This window comes from Candidatus Nitrosopumilus sp. (genome assembly GCF_028278985.1).
In the GTDB taxonomy this organism is placed as follows: Archaea; Thermoproteota; Nitrososphaeria; order Nitrososphaerales; family Nitrosopumilaceae; genus Nitrosopumilus.
This window is the reverse complement of sequence record NZ_JANQTA010000003.1, coordinates 81375-100831: the sequence shown is the minus strand read 5'-3', so window position 1 is coordinate 100831 and position 19457 is coordinate 81375. Positions and strand designations below refer to the sequence as shown.

General features: G+C 30.1%; 20 protein-coding genes and 1 other RNA gene. 7 read left to right on the top strand and 14 right to left on the bottom strand.

Annotated features, from left to right (window positions below; all coding sequences use genetic code 11):
• The 3 genes from ffs to Q0941_RS02330 form a co-directional block, all read right to left on the bottom strand.
• An RNA gene (ffs, locus tag Q0941_RS02340) (signal recognition particle sRNA) lies at positions 1–296 on the bottom strand; the annotation flags it as partial.
• 34 nt (positions 297–330) lie between these two features.
• Positions 331–1245: a TIGR00269 family protein gene (locus Q0941_RS02335; protein WP_299290970.1), complete on the bottom strand. Its 915-nt coding sequence runs from the start codon at positions 1243–1245 to the stop codon at positions 331–333.
• Positions 1246–1288: 43 nt separating this feature from the next.
• Positions 1289–2440, bottom strand: coding sequence for a site-2 protease family protein (locus tag Q0941_RS02330; RefSeq protein WP_367277460.1), 1152 nt, complete (start codon positions 2438–2440; stop codon positions 1289–1291).
• An 88-nt stretch (positions 2441–2528) separates the two neighbouring features.
• On the opposite strand from Q0941_RS02330, the gene cutA reads away from it, so the two are divergent.
• Complete coding sequence (gene cutA / locus Q0941_RS02325) at positions 2529–2840, top strand: divalent-cation tolerance protein CutA (protein WP_299290966.1); 312 nt, start codon at positions 2529–2531, stop codon at positions 2838–2840.
• Here cutA and Q0941_RS02320 read toward each other — a convergent pair.
• Positions 2837–3889: an mRNA surveillance protein Pelota gene (locus Q0941_RS02320; RefSeq protein WP_299290964.1), complete on the bottom strand. Its 1053-nt coding sequence runs from the start codon at positions 3887–3889 to the stop codon at positions 2837–2839. The two genes, cutA and Q0941_RS02320, sit on opposite strands and share 4 nt — an antisense overlap.
• Before the next feature lie 32 nt (positions 3890–3921).
• On the bottom strand, positions 3922–4338 hold the full coding sequence (locus Q0941_RS02315; protein ID WP_299290962.1) for a hypothetical protein: 417 nt from the start codon (positions 4336–4338) through the stop codon (positions 3922–3924).
• Between the two features lie 172 nt (positions 4339–4510).
• On the opposite strand from Q0941_RS02315, the gene Q0941_RS02310 reads away from it, so the two are divergent.
• Positions 4511–4930, top strand: coding sequence for a secondary thiamine-phosphate synthase enzyme YjbQ (locus tag Q0941_RS02310; RefSeq protein WP_299290960.1), 420 nt, complete (start codon positions 4511–4513; stop codon positions 4928–4930).
• A gap of 4 nt (positions 4931–4934) precedes the next feature.
• Here the strand turns inward: Q0941_RS02310 and Q0941_RS02305 are convergent, their stop codons facing one another.
• From Q0941_RS02305 to Q0941_RS02295, 3 genes are read right to left on the bottom strand one after another with little or no spacing between them, the layout of a single operon-like run.
• The gene (locus Q0941_RS02305; protein WP_299290958.1) at positions 4935–5099 is read right to left on the bottom strand and encodes a hypothetical protein; all 165 of its coding nucleotides are present in this window, start codon (positions 5097–5099) and stop codon (positions 4935–4937) included.
• 44 nt (positions 5100–5143) lie between these two features.
• Positions 5144–5593 (bottom strand): metal-dependent transcriptional regulator, encoded by a 450-nt coding sequence (locus Q0941_RS02300; protein ID WP_299290956.1) that lies wholly within the window; start codon positions 5591–5593, stop codon positions 5144–5146.
• Between the two features lies 1 nt (position 5594).
• Entirely contained in the window at positions 5595–6362 is a 768-nt protein-coding gene (locus Q0941_RS02295; protein WP_299290954.1) for a TrmB family transcriptional regulator, read from the bottom strand.
• Between the two features lie 116 nt (positions 6363–6478).
• Here Q0941_RS02295 and tes point away from each other — a divergent pair, with 116 nt between their 5' ends.
• Entirely contained in the window at positions 6479–8143 is a 1665-nt protein-coding gene (tes, locus tag Q0941_RS02290) for a tetraether lipid synthase Tes (protein WP_299290952.1), read from the top strand.
• A 24-nt stretch (positions 8144–8167) separates the two neighbouring features.
• On the opposite strand, the gene Q0941_RS02285 is transcribed toward tes, so the two are convergent.
• Positions 8168–9211, bottom strand: a complete 1044-nt coding sequence (locus tag Q0941_RS02285) for a methyltransferase domain-containing protein (RefSeq protein WP_299290950.1) — start codon at positions 9209–9211, stop codon at positions 8168–8170.
• Between the two features lie 75 nt (positions 9212–9286).
• The gene (locus Q0941_RS02280; RefSeq protein WP_299290948.1) at positions 9287–10516 is read right to left on the bottom strand and encodes an asparagine synthase C-terminal domain-containing protein; all 1230 of its coding nucleotides are present in this window, start codon (positions 10514–10516) and stop codon (positions 9287–9289) included.
• A gap of 83 nt (positions 10517–10599) precedes the next feature.
• Between Q0941_RS02280 and Q0941_RS02275 the strand changes: the two genes are divergently transcribed.
• Positions 10600–11502, top strand: coding sequence for an NAD-dependent epimerase/dehydratase family protein (locus Q0941_RS02275; RefSeq protein WP_299290946.1), 903 nt, complete (start codon positions 10600–10602; stop codon positions 11500–11502).
• 10 nt (positions 11503–11512) lie between these two features.
• Here Q0941_RS02275 and Q0941_RS02270 read toward each other — a convergent pair whose 3' ends face one another.
• Positions 11513–12463: a glycosyltransferase family 4 protein gene (locus Q0941_RS02270; RefSeq protein ID WP_299290944.1), complete on the bottom strand. Its 951-nt coding sequence runs from the start codon at positions 12461–12463 to the stop codon at positions 11513–11515.
• A 124-nt stretch (positions 12464–12587) separates the two neighbouring features.
• Here Q0941_RS02270 and wecB point away from each other — a divergent pair, with 124 nt between their 5' ends.
• Positions 12588–13658, top strand: coding sequence for a non-hydrolyzing UDP-N-acetylglucosamine 2-epimerase (gene wecB, locus Q0941_RS02265; protein ID WP_299290942.1), 1071 nt, complete (start codon positions 12588–12590; stop codon positions 13656–13658).
• Here the strand turns inward: wecB and Q0941_RS02260 are convergent.
• Positions 13655–14848: a glycosyltransferase family 4 protein gene (locus Q0941_RS02260; RefSeq protein ID WP_299290940.1), complete on the bottom strand. Its 1194-nt coding sequence runs from the start codon at positions 14846–14848 to the stop codon at positions 13655–13657. The two genes, wecB and Q0941_RS02260, sit on opposite strands and share 4 nt — an antisense overlap.
• Between Q0941_RS02260 and Q0941_RS02255 the strand changes: the two genes are divergently transcribed.
• Entirely contained in the window at positions 14839–15972 is a 1134-nt protein-coding gene (locus tag Q0941_RS02255) for a hypothetical protein (RefSeq protein ID WP_299290938.1), read from the top strand. The genes Q0941_RS02260 and Q0941_RS02255 overlap by 10 nt on opposite strands.
• A 3-nt stretch (positions 15973–15975) precedes the next feature.
• Here the strand turns inward: Q0941_RS02255 and Q0941_RS02250 are convergent, their stop codons facing one another.
• The gene (locus Q0941_RS02250; protein ID WP_299290936.1) at positions 15976–17328 is read right to left on the bottom strand and encodes a nucleotide sugar dehydrogenase; all 1353 of its coding nucleotides are present in this window, start codon (positions 17326–17328) and stop codon (positions 15976–15978) included.
• 80 nt (positions 17329–17408) lie between these two features.
• Between Q0941_RS02250 and Q0941_RS02245 the strand changes: the two genes are divergently transcribed.
• Positions 17409–18311, top strand: a complete 903-nt coding sequence (locus Q0941_RS02245; RefSeq protein WP_299290934.1) for a sulfotransferase — start codon at positions 17409–17411, stop codon at positions 18309–18311.
• Positions 18312–18315: 4 nt separating this feature from the next.
• Here the strand turns inward: Q0941_RS02245 and Q0941_RS02240 are convergent, their stop codons facing one another.
• Positions 18316–19437 (bottom strand): glycosyltransferase family 4 protein, encoded by a 1122-nt coding sequence (locus Q0941_RS02240; RefSeq protein WP_299290932.1) that lies wholly within the window; start codon positions 19435–19437, stop codon positions 18316–18318.
• Between the last annotated feature and the right edge of the window lie 20 nt (positions 19438–19457).

Below are 19457 nucleotides of genomic sequence, written 5' to 3'. Positions count from 1 at the left end.
TCCAGTCTAGACGAATAGCCCCATTTCAAGGCGTACAAGATCCGCCACGTTGACGAGGAAGCGTGGATGCTCCACCTTAGGATTGCTCCCTCCCGGACCTCATCCCTTTCGATGGTTCGGTCTTAGAAGTCATCCCTTCGGATAATTCTAGTCCTGCAACCACCCGCCTCGGCGTGATTTCATTTCCGCACACCAAGCGGGAATTACCCATCTAGAGATTTATCCAACAGTTACTGATCTCTGCATATAGCCGGTTTCAGAAAAGGGCACGGCTGGCACCCCGATCCTACCTACTACCACATTTCCTAAATCATGTATGTTATATTTGCATTAGGTTTGATTTTCTTTTAATTTCAAGACCATGTTACACACTGAGCATACATTGCCTGTACATTCATTACCACATTTTTCACAAATTGTTTTTTGTTTGTAGTTTGATTCTTTTACAATTTCAGATAATTTGATTACAGATTGGTACAAACTATTTTTAATTCCACTATGATCTTTTTCTAATGAATTTAAGAATTCTCTGATCTCTGTTCTAATTCCCTCACTCATATGAGGACATGGTTCTGATTGAAATGGAATGTTATTTGTAAATGCATAAAATACAATTTCTTCTTCATAAATTTCACAAAATGGCTTTATTTTTCTAAAAGTGTTAGTTGAGGTATCTGGATTCATCCATCCAATCTTGTTTGTATCTCCTGAAAGCATATTGATTACAAATGTCTGAAGTGTATCATCTAAGTTGTGACCTGTAGCAATTACATTTGCACCAATATCTTTTGCAGCATGATCAATTGCACGTCTTCTTAGTGTTCCACATATTGTACATGATGATGTCTTTTCATTTTCTCTTAAATCAAGTGCCTGATCTAATGTTAACTCAAAGAGATCTTTGTAAGAATACACTTTGTGTTCAACATTTAATTCATTACAAAATTTCTCTACAATTTCTAATGCTTCATTTCTATAACCTGGGATTCCCTCATCAATAGTAATTGCTTTAATTCTAAAATTGTGACTAGTAGACATTTCTTGCATTATTTTCAATAGCGCCAAGGAGTCTTTTCCACCAGAAACTGCAACTGCTACTAATTCATTATTTTTTATCATATTGAATTTTGAAATAGTTTTGGCAGTTTTTCTAACAATAGAGTTTGAAAAGCAGGTTGAACATAATTTAACTCCTGAATATTTTCTAGTATATGCTGCTTGATCTTGACATCTGTCACACTGCATAATTTTGAATAATTTTTTTCATTAATGATTCTTTAGGTATTATCTAAATTGTAAACCAACCTGATTTCATATATGATAAAGCTATGTTCAAACCGAATAATACGAATGTAAATGCATAGATTCCCCACATTACTCCATTAACTGCACTATCAGAAATTCTCTTGTCAATTATAGTATGAATGAATTTTCCTCCATCTAAAATAGGAAGTGGGAGCATATTGATAATTCCAATAAAAAAGGAAATCATCCATAACCATAGCAAGAACATTGAGACATTAGGATCATTCCATTCAATGAAATTCATTACAGGTTTGTATGCAAATGTATTATCTCTCATAATGCCAATCAAACCTCTTTCAGGATCATCTTGTGCTGGAGTAATTTCTACATCAAAGTTTAATGGTTGACCGTCTCTAAGAACTGAAACATTTGCAATTTCTCCAGGGCTCAAACTCGGGAAATCAACCGCACTAAATATTCGAATATCATTAATTGATGTAATGATGTCATTTGCCATCAATCCAGCTTTTTCAGCACCCGAATTTTCTATTATTGATAACACCAAAACTCCTTCTGGTAAATCATAGAAAGTACTCAAAAGTGGTTCAGGTAATACCATTGCAAAAAATGGATTTGTAAGTAATATTGCTCCTAGAGCAAAAGCAAAAATCACATTTGAAGTTGCTCCAGCTCCTATGACTCTTAGTTTGGAAATCTTTTTTGCTTTTCCAAATTCTTCCTCATCTGGTTCTACAAATCCTGCAAACATTGCAATGAATATTGCAAATCCTCCTGTTTTGATCTTTATTTTTTCTAATGCCGCAACAATTCCATGAGCACCTTCGTGAATAACTAATACAATTGGAATTGATAAAAGAAAATATGTAATTGATGCAGATGATGTTAGTGTAACTCCTGGAATTAATACAGTTAATTCTGAAAATTCATTTTGTGCAACAAAAAAGTTTGAAACATTGTTTATCAAAAACCAAAATGCAAATCCCATCATTATGAAACCTGCAACAACACTTACATCAGCAAATACTCGTATTCCTCTTTTTGTTCTACTAAGCATTTTCAGTAGTGCAGAGTTTACATTCTTGTTTTTGTAAGTTAAACTATATGCCTTAATCTCAAATCCATATCTTTCAAGTTTTAACCCCTTTGCAATTACAACAATTACAACCCAAGCAATTAAGACATAGATAATCGAATTTTGGGTAATAAAATCAAGTTCCAAACTAATTGTTAATTTTTTAAAGTACGTACATTTATCGGTTACTATGAAACCGGTGATAATTATCTCAACATATCCTGATAAAAAATCTGTTACAAAAATTGCAAAGATGTTTGTCAAAAACAAGACAAGCGCATGTGTAAATATATCAAAAATTTCGTCTATCTATTTTTGGAATAATAAAATAGAAAATTCTTCTGAATATTTGGCAATTTTTAAAACTACATCTAAAAACAAAAAATTACTTAAACAGAAAATTAAAGAAACTCATCCTTATGATGTCCCTGAGATCGCTGAAGTTGATGTTTCTTCAATCAATAAACCATATTTGGATTGGTTAATTGATTCAACAACTTAGGATTCAATTGGATATCTTAGTAGTGAGATAATTCCACCTAATCCTGTTACTCTAAGACCAATATCGGTAGTTGCATCCACACTGTAGATCTTTACTCCTTTGATTTCAGCATCATTTAGAAAATCAATCATTTGTTGTTCATTATTTTCTTGAATTGCTTTATCTGAAAATACCATAGAATCTACTGCACCCATCTGGTTTGCTGTAAAAGTTTCCTCAAACCCCATTGAAAATTTGCGACTTTTTTTGTTTGCAAGTACCATTACCTCATCAATAATTGATGAAACTTTTGCTAATTTACTATCTGACATTATTTCTTTCATAGTTTGTGACTTTGTAAAAGTGAAAATACCATCTTCTCCTCCTGAATCAATTCCTTCTACAACCTGGATATTCAATTTTTGGAATTCTTGTAATTTTTGAAGAAAATTTGAAAAGCGTTTTTTAGTTTCACCAGGACCAAAAATAATTATCGAATCATTATCTTTTTTTGCTGTTGATACGGATTTTTGTACTTGTTCAAAAAATTTTTCAATATTAAAATTTGTCTTGTATCTTTTTCCTCCAGAACCAGAATAAATATTTGGAAAAAATTCTAGATGAGTGCCTTTCAATCTTCCTATTCCACAATCAGCAGTATCAATTGCCACAAGTATAAATCCTGTTTGATTATTGTTTGATTCAAGTAATTTTTTGTCAACTGGATTCCATTTTTTCTTGAAAATTGTGATTCCATCACCAATTTTGAGTGTAAATGAATGATGTGATCCATGTGGGACTGCTTCATTACTTGATTCAGAAATAGTTCCACCTATTCGTAATCTATCTAAAACATCATCAAGTGATATCTTTTCAGCTAAAAGTGCAATTCTAACTTTAATACGTTCACCTTTGTCAGGTCTCGAATAATCTTTTTCTTGTTTTAGTACCCGTGTTGTATCGCCTATTACTTTGTCGTTTTCTTTAATGATTCTTCTCAAATTCAAAAGATCATCCGAATCTTCTGCAATTACAGAAATTGAATTCTCATCAATTGTTTTAATTATCATGTTATAGATTCCAAACACAACAAAAAAAGAGTTTAGCTAGTTTCTTCAGTAGGTTTTGAGTCTTCAGATTTTTTCTTTAGATAACTTTCTACCCAATCTAAAGTAAGAACCCCGGTTTCAGCTAAATTTGTTAAAGAATTTGCAGAAGCTTCTCCTACAACTTTGCCATGATTTCTTTTTAATTGACGCCATTTGAGTGAAGTATTCCCACTCTTAGAATTGTAAATTATTCCCAATACGTCTCGAGCATTAACAAATGTAATGTCTCTAATTTTTTTCAAAGTAACTTTATCTGCTGCTTCGACATAAATTGAACCTAAACTGTCTTCTCTTTCTGCAAATACTTCAAAGTCATCAAGATAACTTCTTGGAGCATATGATTTGCAAGTGCTAGAAATTATAAATCTTCTAAAACTTTCCAATGAAGAAGGGGTATCAATTGCGACCATTTTGAATGACTGATCTATTGGCCATTTATCAAGCTTCGTGAAAGACTCAAAAGGAATCTGCCTCAAATATGGCTGCGGGCAGTGATGACCATATCCCTTTGAAATGATGATGAGGATCTTGAGTTCTGAGCCTGCCTTAGGATTTTAATTGATGATAAGTAATCAAAATTCTATGAAATCATTAACTGAATACATGACATTTAATGTAAAATCTAGACGAGGATTTGTTAACATAACACCTGACATTAGAAAATTAGTTACAAAAAGTAAAGTTCAGGAAGGACTTTGTCTTGTTAATGCAATGCATATTACTGCTAGTGTTTTCATAAATGATAACGAAAGTGGATTGCATCATGATTATGAAAAATGGTTAGAAGGTTTAGCACCTCATGAACCAATTGATCAATACAAACACAATGACACTGGTGAAGATAATGCAGATGCTCATCTCAAACGTCAAGTTATGGGAAGAGAAGTTGTTGTTGCAATTACAAATGGTGAATTAGATTTTGGTCCATGGGAACAAATTTTCTATGGTGAATTTGATGGTAAACGGCCAAAAAGAGTTTTAGTTAAAATTATTGGCGAATAATTTCTCATCCAAAGTCTGCATCACGTTTTTGACTTTGTGATTCGTTCTTTCTTGCTGCTGCTCTGAATTCTTCATCATGATTCTGAGGACCATGTCCACACTTTACACATGCCATTTTGAATCCGTTTTCATCTTTTTCATATGTTTCACAGCCACAAAAACATGCCATGATTCAACTAGAAATTCTGATGATATATCTTTTAGGATGAGAATTTAATTTCCTTGACAACATTCACCCATTGGAATGTCATGATTATGAGGACTTTTTCTAGGATGTTTTAGCATTGTACACAAAGCATCTGTAAACTGTTTATTCATATGATGTTCAATTCCACAAACCATTTCTTCATCGATTTCTACTTTAAGAGCACTGTCCATTAACACTTCTAATAATCTACTGTTTCTCATCATACTTGTACCTATTTTCTCACCTTCTTCAGTTAGTTTTACTCCCGCTTTGTTGTATGTGACTAAATTCCTATCATTAAGTTTCTTGAGCATTTGAACAACACTTGGTTGTCTAACGTTTAGCATTTTTGCAATTGTACTAATTTTTACCTCTTCTTCTCTTTCTTTTATTAACCAAATTGCTTTGATATACATCTCTACATGTTCGGCTTCAGCCGTTCCTACAAATAGAATTTCATCATTTGGTTGGTCCATACTATACCTTCTTTGAATCTTTTAATAAATATTCGAAATATTGTCTTGCAAAACCTGCCAAACCTGCATGATCTGCCCAAATTGCTACTACATCTGATGAATTTGCACTACTTATTTCAGGGCCTAATAAGATTACAACATATCTTTTATCTGAAATTATTCCGCCTGCAAATAATCCTTTTCTAATTTTTACAGTTGCAACTCTTTTGATTGCTTTGATTGATTCTTTATCCATATTATCTGATGTTAAAATTGTTATATCTACCCCTTTGTCGTGCAGTGATCGTAATTTAGGAAGTGCTTGTTTTACTAATTCTTCTCCAGCTTCAGGTAATGCAATCATCACTTCATTTCTACAAGTTTCAACCATTTCCATAATTTTTGCTGCAATGTTTATTGCACCTGATAATACCCAAATGTCTGGCCTTTCGCTTGTTCCACTTTTCTCGTATAGTGGTACTAATTCATTTAGAATAATACTTTGATTTTGTGAAAAATCACTTTCCATTTTCTGTTTTGTGGTTTCTATTCCCGTTGATGGTGACTTTGCAAAATATTTTGTTGGTCTAGAATCATCAGAACCAATCCATCCTTTATCTTCCAAGGTTCCTAATACTTCGTAAATTTTTGAATATGGAACTCCTGATTTTTGACTAAGATCTGATGCAGTTAATTCTCCTGATTTAAGCAAAGCAGAAAATGTTCTAATCTCATAGCTTGTAAGACCAATCTTTTCTAATGCCTTTCTGGTCTTATCTGATATGCTCATGCGATCTAATCGATCAGTTTTGTTATTTAAATCAGATATGCGTAGGTCCTATATTCCCCACGGGGCCAAGTATGAAATGCATTATATACTATTTCAGAAAAATTCCAAATGTAGGCATGGCTCTAATTCAAATATCCAACCAATCAACCAAAAATTTAGGAAAGAAGTCCACTATTAGATTCACTCAAAGTATTTGTCCAGATTGTAATATGATTCTGGATGCTGAAGTCTTTGAAAGAGATAACAAAGTCTTCATGTCCAAAGTGTGTCCAACACACGGTGAATGTGAAGAATTGTACTTTGGTTCTTATGAGATGTATAAAAAATTCAGTACTTATTGGATGGATGGTAAAGGTGCACATGCTCCAAATGTAATGATTGACAAATGTTCTTGTCCAAATAACTGTGGATTATGTTCAAACCACTTGTCTCACAGTGGACTTGCAAACATGATTGTAACTAACAGATGTGATTTGACATGTTGGTATTGTTTCTTCTATGTAAAGAAGGGACTAGAAGGTGCTTACATGTATGAACCAGATCATACTCAAGTTAGAGCAATGATGAAAACACTCAGAGCAGAAAGACCAATTCCAGGAAACTCTATGCAAATTACTGGTGGTGAACCAATGCTAAGAGAAGACATTGCTGATGTAATTAAAATCATGAAAGAAGAAGGTGTTGATCATATTCAGATGAACACCAACGGAATCAGACATGCAATGGATCCAGAAGCTGCAAGAGAAGTTAGACTTGCTGGATGTAACAACTTGTATCTATCATTTGATGGTGTAACTGCAAGAACAAACCCAAAGAATCACTGGGAAATTCCATATGCTCTTGATAGTTGCAGAAAGACCGGAACTACTGTTGTATTTGTTCCAACTGTAATCAAATCAATTAATGACCACGAATTAGGTGGAATTATCAGATATGCACAAAAGAACATGGATGTCGTTCATGCTGTTAACTTCCAACCAGTATCACTAACTGGTAGAATGGGTAAATCTGAACGTGAAAAATACAGAATTACAGTTCCTGATTGTATTCAAAGAATCGAAGAACAAACAAATGGTGAAGTTACAGTTGATGACTGGTTCCCAGTTCCAAGTTGCATGCCTCTCACAAATGTAATTGAAGCATTCTCAAGTAAACCAAAGTATGAGTTATCAATTCACTTTGCTTGTGGTGCAGGTACATACATCTTTGAAGATGAAGAAACAAAGAAGTTTGTTCCATTAACAAAATTCTGTGATATTCAAGGAATGTTAGAACTCTTTGAAGATAAAGCAGAAGAAATTCGTTCTGGTAAAAACAAATACTTTACAATGCTTGAAGTTGTAAGAAAACTCAAAGGATTTGTTGATTCCAAGAAACAACCAGCAGGATTAGATTTGGCAAAGATGTTTGGAAACATCTTGATGAAGAGATCATTTGATTCAGTTGGTTCTTGGCATGTCAAAGGATTGTTCCTTGGTATGATGCACTTCCAAGACAAATACAATGAAGACCTTGAGAGATTACAAAGATGTGATATTCATTATCTAACTCCAGATCTTAGAATCGTTCCATTCTGTGCATTCAATGTAATTCCAGAATGGTATAGAGATAGAATCCAAAAGAAATATTCCATTACCGTTGAGGAATGGGAAGAAAGAGAAGGAGTCAAACTCGAAGACGGTCTTTACAGAGGTCTTATGAGACGTGGTGCAGGTGATGAGCTTGCAGCAGGATGTGCAAAGAGCGAAATGTTCCATCAAGCTGCTCAAGCAACAATGTAAATTGATTAAAATTATTAGTTAATTTTAATTCTTTTTTCCGTTTACACTAATTCCACTTTCAATTTCATTAAAGTGAGTAATTTTTAATTTTGAATCTTTAAACCATTTTTTGACTTCTTTTACAGAATGTCTGTATGCGTATTCTGGAAAATACCAATCAAAATTAGTTGCTACACTTTGCTCAAAGGGTACATCTCCAGACCACCAACATTTCAAAAAATTCCAATAAATGAATCTCTGAACATCATAGGTTCCTTTTTTGATATTCAGAACTGGAATATCTTTTGGAATTGTAATTTTTTTATTAATTTTAGAAAGATTTTTGCCTAAAATGGCCATATCCTTTGAAAACTCAATACATTGTTTTTCAGTCATATTGACGGTAGATTCTCGAATAAAGGTATCTGCAAATTCTCTCATAGGTCCTTTAATCTTGTAAACGTAAATTGAGATTAATCCATTTCTAGCAAGAAGTTTTGTTAGCATCTTGAATGAACTTTCAGTATCTTTAGTATGATGCAAAACCTGATCTGAGCAAATAAAGTCAAAGAAATTTTTCTTAAATGGAAGTTTTCGAATATCTGCTTGAAGAAAATGAACATTTGGAAGATTTCCATATTTTTTGTAGGCAAAAAGAACACTTTCACTTGCATCGATAGCAAAAACTTGTGCATTAGGATTTGAAGAAAATAATTTTGCACTATTACCAACACCGGTTCCCGCATCAAGAATTTTTGTTCTGGTCTTCAAAAATTTGTTGAAATTTGTAGTTGTTTTCCATCCAAATCGTTCTAAAAACCATTTTTTTTGCCCATCAATCCATTTTTTTGTATGATAAGTTTTATTGTATTTTTTCCATTTTGAAGAAAACGAATCCTCGGTTTGAACAAATACCTTCTCCTTATCTATCACTAGTCTTGGTACACCCTTTTGAATAGGAAATTTATGTCTCTTTTTACAGATTAGTAATCCTTCAATAATTTCATCTGATTTTTTTCTTGAACTCTTTAATGAAAAATCTTTTCCACATTTAGGACAAATTATGAATTGAATTAATTTTTCTTTCAAGATTACTCAAATGAACAATTAAGGAGAATAAAAATTAGTATCATAAAAAAATCAATATTATTATCAAAGTTTTGGTTATGTTGATAAAATGGTATTTTCATCTATCTCTTTTGTAATGAACATTCTATACCATATTTCAAAAGCTAAAAGTCCTAAGAATTTATTTACATATCTTATGTCTGTTTTTTCATTTAATTTTTTATAATGTGTATTTACCCATTCTTTGTTAATCCAACCATCCTTAACAATTCTTGCTTCGTCAAGATAATATTCACATAATTTTTTTCCATGGGATTTCCACAAATTAACTGTATTAACTGAGAATCCTTGTTTTTTTGGTGTAATTAGTCGTGTATCTACATGCCTATTCAAGATTTGTCTCAAAGGAATTTTCCCTGAATTTGATTTTTGATTATATTTTATTTTATTATCTAGATGAGTAGCAAATAATACTAATTTTTCTGATAAAAGTGGAGTCAACGATTGTACTCCAAAATAATCAAAGAAACTTGTATTCATTGGAATCCAATTAAAAAGTAATTTTCCATTCAAATCAGCAAGAAATATTTGATCAATAGGTGATAATTGATTCTCAAAATACGGCATTAAAATTTTATAAATTTCATCCCATGAAAAATCTACTTTACTTCCGAACAAATCTTTTTGATCAGATACCCAATCTCTTTCATGGCATTCTAAATAGAGATGTGCTTTATCTTTAGATGTCATTGATGAATCGAATTTAGATAAAAATTTCTCATAGCGAAATGTATATCCACCAAACAATTCATCTCCTCCATCTCCTGAAACTAAAGTATTTGAAAATTTTTTTGCAGTTTTTACAACATGATACCAATGTGTATCCCAAAAGGGCATTTTGAAAATTCCTATAGCCTTAGGTAATTCTTCTAAGAAGTTTTCTATAGAAACAATATGGTGTTCTGCATCAAAGTGCTTGGCAGTATTTGTAGCAATTGTTGTCTCATCAATACTATCTGCAAATTTAACTGAAATTGCGTCAATGTTAATCTGTGGAAATGTTTTTCTTAATAATCCCAAAACTAAAGTGGAATCAATTCCTCCACTTAGTGCTACTGCCACTCTTTTTTCATCAGGTTTAATTCCATTTTTAATTGATTCAACAATTGTTTTTTCAATATAACTAATGTACTCAGAATTTTCATGTAAAGTAAAATCATTTGGCATAAATTTTTTCCAATTACTCTTTAATGATGGATTATATCTTAGAGTAAGAATTCCTTTTATCATAGATGGAATTTCTTTTTCATCCATTGTATCACTCATGTAAGATTAGATAATCTCTCTTTATATGATTCACGTTTTTGATATTTCTCAAACTTTAAAGACATGACAGAGTCAACAAACTTGTGAAATTTGCAGTTACCGGTGGTTCAGGTTTTATAGGAAGTTATATTGTCAAACATTTGCTAAACCAAGGACATCAAGTAACTATAATTGATAATTACTCAAGAGGTAGATTAGAAAATCTTCAAGGATATGAAAATAAAATAAATTCTATAAAAATCGATATTCTTGAATTTAATAGATTACGTGAAGCTATTGATGGTCATGATGGAATTTTTCATCAAGCAGCACTTACTTCTGTTCCTGAATCATTCACTCATCAAGAAAAATACCATAAAGTCAATGTTGATGGTACTGAAAATATATTCAAAATTGCACAAGAATTTAAAAATAAAGTTGTTTATGCAAGTAGTTCAAGTGTATATGGTGATACAATTTCAATTCCAATAAAAGAAAATTTTGAAAAAAATCCAATTAATCCATATGGAAAAACAAAATTAGATGATGAGAGACTAGCTGAAAAATATTCTAAATCTGGCGTGAGAATTATTGGTTTACGATACTTCAATGTTTATGGAATTGGACAAACTCTAGATTATGCTGGTGTAATTACTAAATTTCATGATTTGATAAAAGAAAATCTTTCACCCATAATTTTTGGTGATGGCTCTCAAATTAGAGATTTTATATCTGTTGAAGATGTAGCAAAAGCAAATCTTTTTGCTATGCAAAGTAAAACGAACTTTGATTTTCTAAATATTGGAACAGGAATTGGTACTTCAATTTTGGAATTAGCAAATCTAATGATAAAATTATCTGGAAAATCATTATCTCCTAAAATTGAAGAACCATTAGAAGGCGATATTAAAGAAAGCCAGGCTGATGTAATTCACACAAAGAAATCTATTGGTTGGTCATATGAAACAGAACTTGAAAACGGATTGAAAAAATTCTTTTTTAGTTAGCCAATTTTTTTTATGATTTAAGGATGTCCTCATAAAATTTTACATATTTTGGAAGCAATACCTCCCAAGTGAGATTGCTGATAACAAATTCATATCCATTTTGGACAATTTTTTTGCTTTTCTCTTTATCTTCCAATAAATTATTAATTTCTTCCAATAGAAGATCAGGATTATTTGATTTCACTAAAATTCCATTTACATTATTTTGAATTAATTCTGGAATTCCTCCAACATCAGTAGCTATTACAGGAACTTTTAAGAAAAATGCTTCTTTGATAACTTGTGGAATACTTTCAATTCTTGATGGGATTACTAAAATACTTGATTCCTTCAAAGTAGTCATGGCTTCTTTCCATTCTACATCAGTGCAGTAGACTACTTTTCCTTTAATTCTTGTTTCAATTGAACGCAATATATCAATACCTTTTTCAAAACTATCTCTGCCAATATACACAATTTGATTATCAATTTTTTTTACATCAGGAATTGCTTCAAATTTTTTTATATCTAATGGAGCATACAAAAATTCAAAATCAATTCCTAATTTTTTTTTATATGTTTCTTTAACTATTTTAGAATCTGTAGTTAATTTATCTGCCCATTTCAAAACTTTTGTTTCTGCTAAACTTGCAGCTGTAGCAACAGTGTCTGAATGTAATGCATCTACTTGTTCAGAATATACTCCATGTACAGATAAAATTTTTTTCTTTGCTTTAGTATATTTCATAGGAAATGCTGATGGGACATTAAATGCATGAACAATGTCATATTTTTCATTACCAAAAACTGCTTTAAATGAACTTATTAAAGCAAAACTAGGATTTTTTAATTTTTTAATAGGAATATGAGTTGTATCCATTAATTTAACATTGAATCCATACTCGTTCAATTTTTCAGCAACTCTTGCAGCATGACCTCCAATACCTCCTGTGTATTTAGGAGCAATAAACAAAATTTTCATTTGATATTTTGTATACTATTCCCTTAATGAATATGATTGAGAATAATGTAGATTAGTTTGTTCCAATTTTTAGATATATGAAATTCATACTAATACTAATATGCATAAAAAATGATTTAGTTTTATGAAAATCGCCATTGTTTTAGGAACAAGACCGGAAATTATCAAATTAGCACCAATAATCAAAAAACTAGGTCCAAAGAGATCTACAGTTATTTTCACTGGTCAGCACTATGATTTTCAAATGGGTAGACAATTTATTCAGGAATTAGAACTCCCTAAACCTAATTATTCATTAAAAATTTCAAAATCAACTCCTCAAATTCAAATAAGTGAAATTATCAATAAATTATCTAAAATTCTTTCAAAAGAGAAACCTGATTCAGTAATGGTACAGGGTGACACTAACACTGTGTTGGCAGCTGGTATCTGTTCCATTAAATCTAATATTCCTATAACTCATGTTGAATCTGGTTTACGTAGTAATGATTGGAGAATGCCAGAAGAACATAATCGTATTGCCATAGATCATTTATCTGAAATATTATTTGCCCCAACTTTAAATGCTAAAAAAAATCTTTTATCTGAAAGTGTTCATGGAAAAATTCACGTCACAGGTAATACTGCAATTGATGCAATTTCAATTTATTCAAAAATCTCAGAAAAAAAATCAAAATTATCTATAGATTTTGAAGAATTTATTTTATTTACTTTACATAGAGCTGAAAATGTAGATGATAAAAAAATCCTTTCTTCAATAATAAATGGAATAATTAATTCTGAAGAGAAGATTATCTTTCCTATACATCCCAGAACTAAAAAAAGATTAATTGAATTTAATCTATTCAAAAAATTACAAAATAATAAAAATTTTGGAATTTATGATTCACTAGGATATTTTGACATGTTAGAATTAATGAAAAAATGTTCCTTGATTGTAACTGATTCAGGAGGTATTCAAGAAGAATCTACTGCCCCTATAATTAGAAAAAAAGTATTAGTTGTTCGTAAAACTACAGATCGACCTGAAGCCGTCGATTCAAAAATGGCTGAAGTTATTGGAACAAATCAAAAAATTATTACTCAAAAAATAAAGAAATCAATCAATAATCCATCTGTATTACCTAGGAATGCTCCATATGGGAAAGGTCTTGCAACTTCTAAAATTATTAAAATTTTAACTAAAAACTATTAGGCATTTTTATGACAATTTAGAATATCCTTTACTATTTTGTCCCAAGCAAATTTTTGAACCATTTTTTTTGATTCTTTCCCCATATTATCAGCTTTTTTGGGATCTAAAAGTAATAAAGTAATTTTCTCAGTTAACTCATTAACACTATCTATTACAAATCCATTTTTTTCATTAATTAGGATGTCATCAGGTAGAGTTCCTTTTTGAGCAATCAAGGGCAGTGCTGCAGCCATATATTCAAGGACTTTGATAGGTAATGCTCTTGATGTCACATCTGTTAAACGTAATGGCCCTATTCCAATTGCAGCATTCATAATATTTTCAGGAATTTCTTCTCTGTTAATCCATCCTTTAAATTCTATATTATTTTCTAATTGATTTTCAACTGATAATTTTTTTAATTTTTCTAATTCATCACCACTACCTAGAAAAACAAATCGTGCTTCAGGTACTTTTTTGATAATATTTGGAATTGCATCCATTAAAATATCTAAACCTCTATGGAAATACATTGCTCCAGAAAAAACAATTTTTTTTGGATTTTTAGTTTTTTCAAAATTAAATAATGATATATCAACCCCATTAGGAATAATTGAAATATTTTTTGGAGTAACATTGTATTCATTCACAATAATTTCTGATGTCTGTTTGTTTGAAACTAAAATATGAGATGCATTTTTCAAAGTTTTACTATTGATCATTTTCTCTATTCTTCTTTGAATTGATTTAACTCCTTTAGATTTTTCATAAATGGCATCATCAATTTTTACAATTGATGGAATTTTTAATTCATTGGCAGCTTCTACTGCTGCTTTTGGTGCTAAATGGAATGGATGAAAAATTGTAAAAATTAAATCAAATTTTTCTTCATTACCAATTTCAATTGCTTTTTTTTTCATATTGCTTTGACATCTTCTTGCAGCAACTTTAATTTTCGATCTTGAAGGCGTATCTGTCCTAACAATCTTAATTTTTGAATTTATTGTAGGCTGAAATTTTTCCCCTTTCCACTCTAAGTCTGGGGTAATAACGGTAATCTCATTTCCCATTTCCGCCATCTTGTTAATAATATCTGTAATCACAACTACTCCCCCACCACTAATGGGAGGAAAATGAAAAACCATTACCAAAACCTTCATTGTCTTTAGATTTTTTAAGAACAAGAAAAATGTTACCTCATATGGAATCATTTCAATTAACCAAAAACTGGTTAATGAATTCTGGAATTTTTATTTCTGAACCTTCTGATAGCGATTTTGGGGCAGTTCATTCATTTTATGATGAAAAGAATGAAAAATTTGCTTTCTTGTATCCAGAAATAACTGGTTATTATTCAAGTGCAATGAGATTTCTATATGAACATGAACAAAATCAACAATTTCTTAAAAATTCAAAAGCTTCATGTGATTGGCTGATAAAGATCTTTAAAGAATATGATGGTATAATTCAAGGAATTTCACCTGATGGAATTCCCAATAAATTTGTCTATTCTTTTGATACGGGAATCTGTGCAAAAGGAATGTTTGATTGTTTTTCAATAACCAAAGATCAAAAATATCTTGATTTTGGTATCAAACTAAATCAATGGATTATTGATGAAGCTTTAGAACCAAATGGAAAAATTAAATCTGTAAAAAATTTATCTACTCAAAAATTTGAAGATGATGAATCAGTATGGTACAAACGTTCTGGCTGTTTGCATATTAAATTAATTATTCCATTACTACAACAATTTCAACTTACTGGAGATTCTTCTTTATTAAATCATGTTACTAATATTGGAGAGACTTTATCTGAATATCAAAATTCTGATGGAAGCATTTTACTTCATTCTGATAGTAATGTCATTAATCTTCATACGATGTCCTACGCATTAGAAGGTTTAATCTGGTTATACATGGAAACAAAGGATCAAAAATATCTTGATAGTTTTAAGAAAGCCTTACTTTGGTGTGATACACAAATTCAAAATGATGGAAGTATTGATCTTTGGCATAATTCAAAATATCATTCAAAATCAAGTTATCCAATTTCTCAAATTGTTAGATTAAAACTACTTTTAGCAAAAATTGAGAATCAACAATTAGATGAAATAATTCAAAAACTGAAATCCTTTTTGTTATCATTACAATCTAATTCTGATATTCAACAATCAAACGGTGGTTTTTATGAAGAATTTTCAAAATCAATTCTCGGATGGAAAAAAACTTTAAAACTTAATTCTTGGGGAACAATGTTTTCATTACAAGCGCTTTATTGGATAGATAATTTTTCGGAAATTAACGTTGAGAATGAATACAAATTTCTATATTAAATTTTAATTTCCTAAATAGACTAATTTTGTTTTTGAATTTTTATTTTTTAATAATTTACTTTGGCAATCATAAATTAATGGAACTGTGGATTTTTCATAAATCTCTTTAATTTTTTCTTTAATGATGTCATGATGTTGCACAATACATATGCCTGAAATTTTCTCTAAAAATTCATCATCTAATTTTTTAATAATTTCAAAATGCAATTTTTCTAGGTGATTTTCGATCATATATTTTTGAGATAATTTTTCATCAAAATAAGGATCATATCCATACACTGAATAGCCCTGATTATGAAACTCTTCAATTATTTTAAAACTCGGAGAATCTCTCATATCTTCTACATTTGCCTTATAGGACAAACCACAAATCAGAATATTTTTTCCTAATCCGAGATTCTCTACTTCTTTTTTTATGGAATTGCTGACATATTTAGGCATAAAATGATTAATTTCTAGAGCATGTTCTATTGTATTGAATTTTAAATCTAATTTTTTTGCAGATTCTAACAAAAATCTTGGATCTTTTGGAATACAGTGACCCCCTGCTCCTGCACCTGGATAATGGGGCATAAATCCAAACGGCTTAGTTGCGGCAGCATCAATAACTTCTTTGACATTAACTTCTAAATTATCACAAAGTATGGCTAATTCATTTACTAAAGCAATGTTTACTAATCTAAATGCATTCTCAAATGATTTTACAATTTCAGCAATTTTTGGAGAACTTACTCTTAACAAATTTCCTTTGTTCACATTCTCGTAAATAATTTTTGCAATTGAGTAACTTGCATCATCTGAACAGTAAATTACTCTTGGAATATTTTCAATTCCCCATTCTTTATTTGCAGGATCAATTCTTTCTGGACAAAAACACAAACCTATGTTTTTTCCTACTTCAAATCCATTTTCTTCTATAATAGTTTCTATTTTCTCTGTTGTGCCAACTTCAATACTACTTTCTAAAATTATTACATCTCCTGGATTTGCAGTTTTTAGAAATTCTATTACAGCAGATTTAACATAAATATCTGATGTAATTTTTTCAGTAGGAATTGGAGTTGGGACACAGATTATTCCTATCTTTGATATGTTATTCTTTGTAGATTTATTATCTAATTCTAAAAAATTTTTATTTCTTGATTCTAAAAATTCATCTTTTAAGTATAGTTCTGAATCCATTAAATTATTATTTTTTAATCTTTCAATTCTTTCATTGTTTACATCTATTCCAATTATTTTAAATTCTGAAGAAGATAATCTTACTGCTAGTGGAAATCCTACATATCCCAATCCATATATTTCAATAAAAAATGAATTTTTGTCTACAAATTTTTTTCCATCAATAAGCTCCATGCTTTTTACTATTTGGAATGAATTAATACACTATTTGTATTTTGGGAGAAATTTATAATGAAAAAATGTGAATCAATATCATGAGTGCTGATACAAAAAAACCTGCAAAATTACGAAGATCAATTAGAGGTAAATTATCAAAACATGAAAAATTACATAATGGTGCAATATCTATTCATAATATTTACTGCTCATTAACCGGCTTTCTACATTCTCTTCCTGATTTTTATATTATTGGTGCTGCTAAAAGTGGAACCACCTCTCTTTATCAATATTTAATTCGTCACCCTTCTGTTAATCCTGGAATAGGAAAAGAAATTCACTATTTTGAAGAATTATACTATCGTGGTGAAAATTGGTATCGTTCATGTTTTCCATTTCATTTTCAAAAATCACTTGCAAAAATAAATAATAATAAATTGATAGCAGGCGACTGCACACCAAAGTATATTGATCATCCATTAGTACCTGAAAGAATTTCTAAATTAACTCCAAATGCAAAATTTGTAGTAATGTTGCGTAATCCCATTGATAGAGCATTCTCACATTATAAAATGAATCTGAAACATAAGTATGAAGAAAAATCTTTTGAAGATGCAATAAAATTAGAGCCTGAACGAATTAAGGATCAATTAGACTTTATGAAACAAACTGGAAAAATTAGCTTTGATTATTACCTATACGCATATCTAGATAGAGGAATTTATGTTACACGATTAAAACATTGGATGAATATTTTTCCTAAAAAGAATTTTTTGATCATCAAAAGTGAAGATTTCTATTCTGATCCCTCGACTGAATATAATAGAGTTCTAAAATTCCTGAGTTTGAAAAAATTTGAATTGGATGAATATGGAATTCATATGTCTGGAAGTTTTAAAGAAAAACAAATAGATCCAGATTTTAGAAAAAAATTACAAGAATTTTATCAACCTTACAATGAAGAACTTTATTCATTTTTAAACAAAGATTTTGAATGGTAAAAGTTTACTTTGATAAAAGTTCTTTGTATATTTCTGATTCTCTGTTTTCTATATGCTTATCAGAAAATTTCTTGATAAATTCAATACCATTTTGAATACATTTTTGTCTTAACTTGGAATTTGATAATAATTCATTGATATTTTCTGCAAATTTTTCAGGATTTCGTTCAGAAAATATGGCAATATTTTCTAAATTTTCAGAATACCCTTCTTTTAATTTTGAAATGACTATTGGAAGTTTTGCTGCAATGGCTTCTATTACAGGTATTGGTAGTCCTTCTTGATCTGGATCATATGCTAATGCAAAAATAGATGCTGACTTGTAATAATCTGGTATTTGTTCATTTGGAACAGATTTTTTAATTGTAACTTTATTCTGTAGATTTAATTCTATTATTAGATTCATTAATTCTGAATACATTTCTCCATTACCTATAATCAGACAGTGCCCATCAATCCTTTCCATCGCTCTAATTAGACATTCATGATTTTTTTCTGGAATTAATCTACCAACAGAAATTATTAGTGGCTCAGTCAAAGATAGATATTGTGCATTAGAAAATTTTTCTAAATCTACTTTGTTGTATAATATTTCAGGTTTTTTTGAAACATATTTTTCAACGTAAGGTTCAATAATTTTAAAAACTATAGTTATTTTATCTGCAGATTTTAAAACAAAAGGTTCTATGAATTTTTCTGTATATTTTAAAGCTAAAAATTTTTTTAAATTTTTCTTTCTTGCTAATTTTCTATTATAATCAAATTGTGTATGGAGTGATAGAAAAAAAGGAACTTTTAATTTTTGAGAACATTTTGCCGCTAACCATCCTTCTAACAATGGATTATATGCTCTAATAATATCTGGTTTGATATCTTCAACTAATTTAATTACTTTTTCAATATTCTTTTTTCTATTTTTTAATGTTATTTTTCCAATTGAATGAATTTTTAGTTTTGCAGAACCTACTAATTTCTTTACTTTATCTTCAGATACATCTTTTTCGGTAAGAGATATGATGTGAATTTCATCAAAGACATTTTCAGGATTGTAATATCTCTCCTTTATCTCTCCCTTATCATAATACGAAATTATTGGGTCATTTGGAAAAATACAAGCAATTACCACTTTATTTCACCCATACTTTC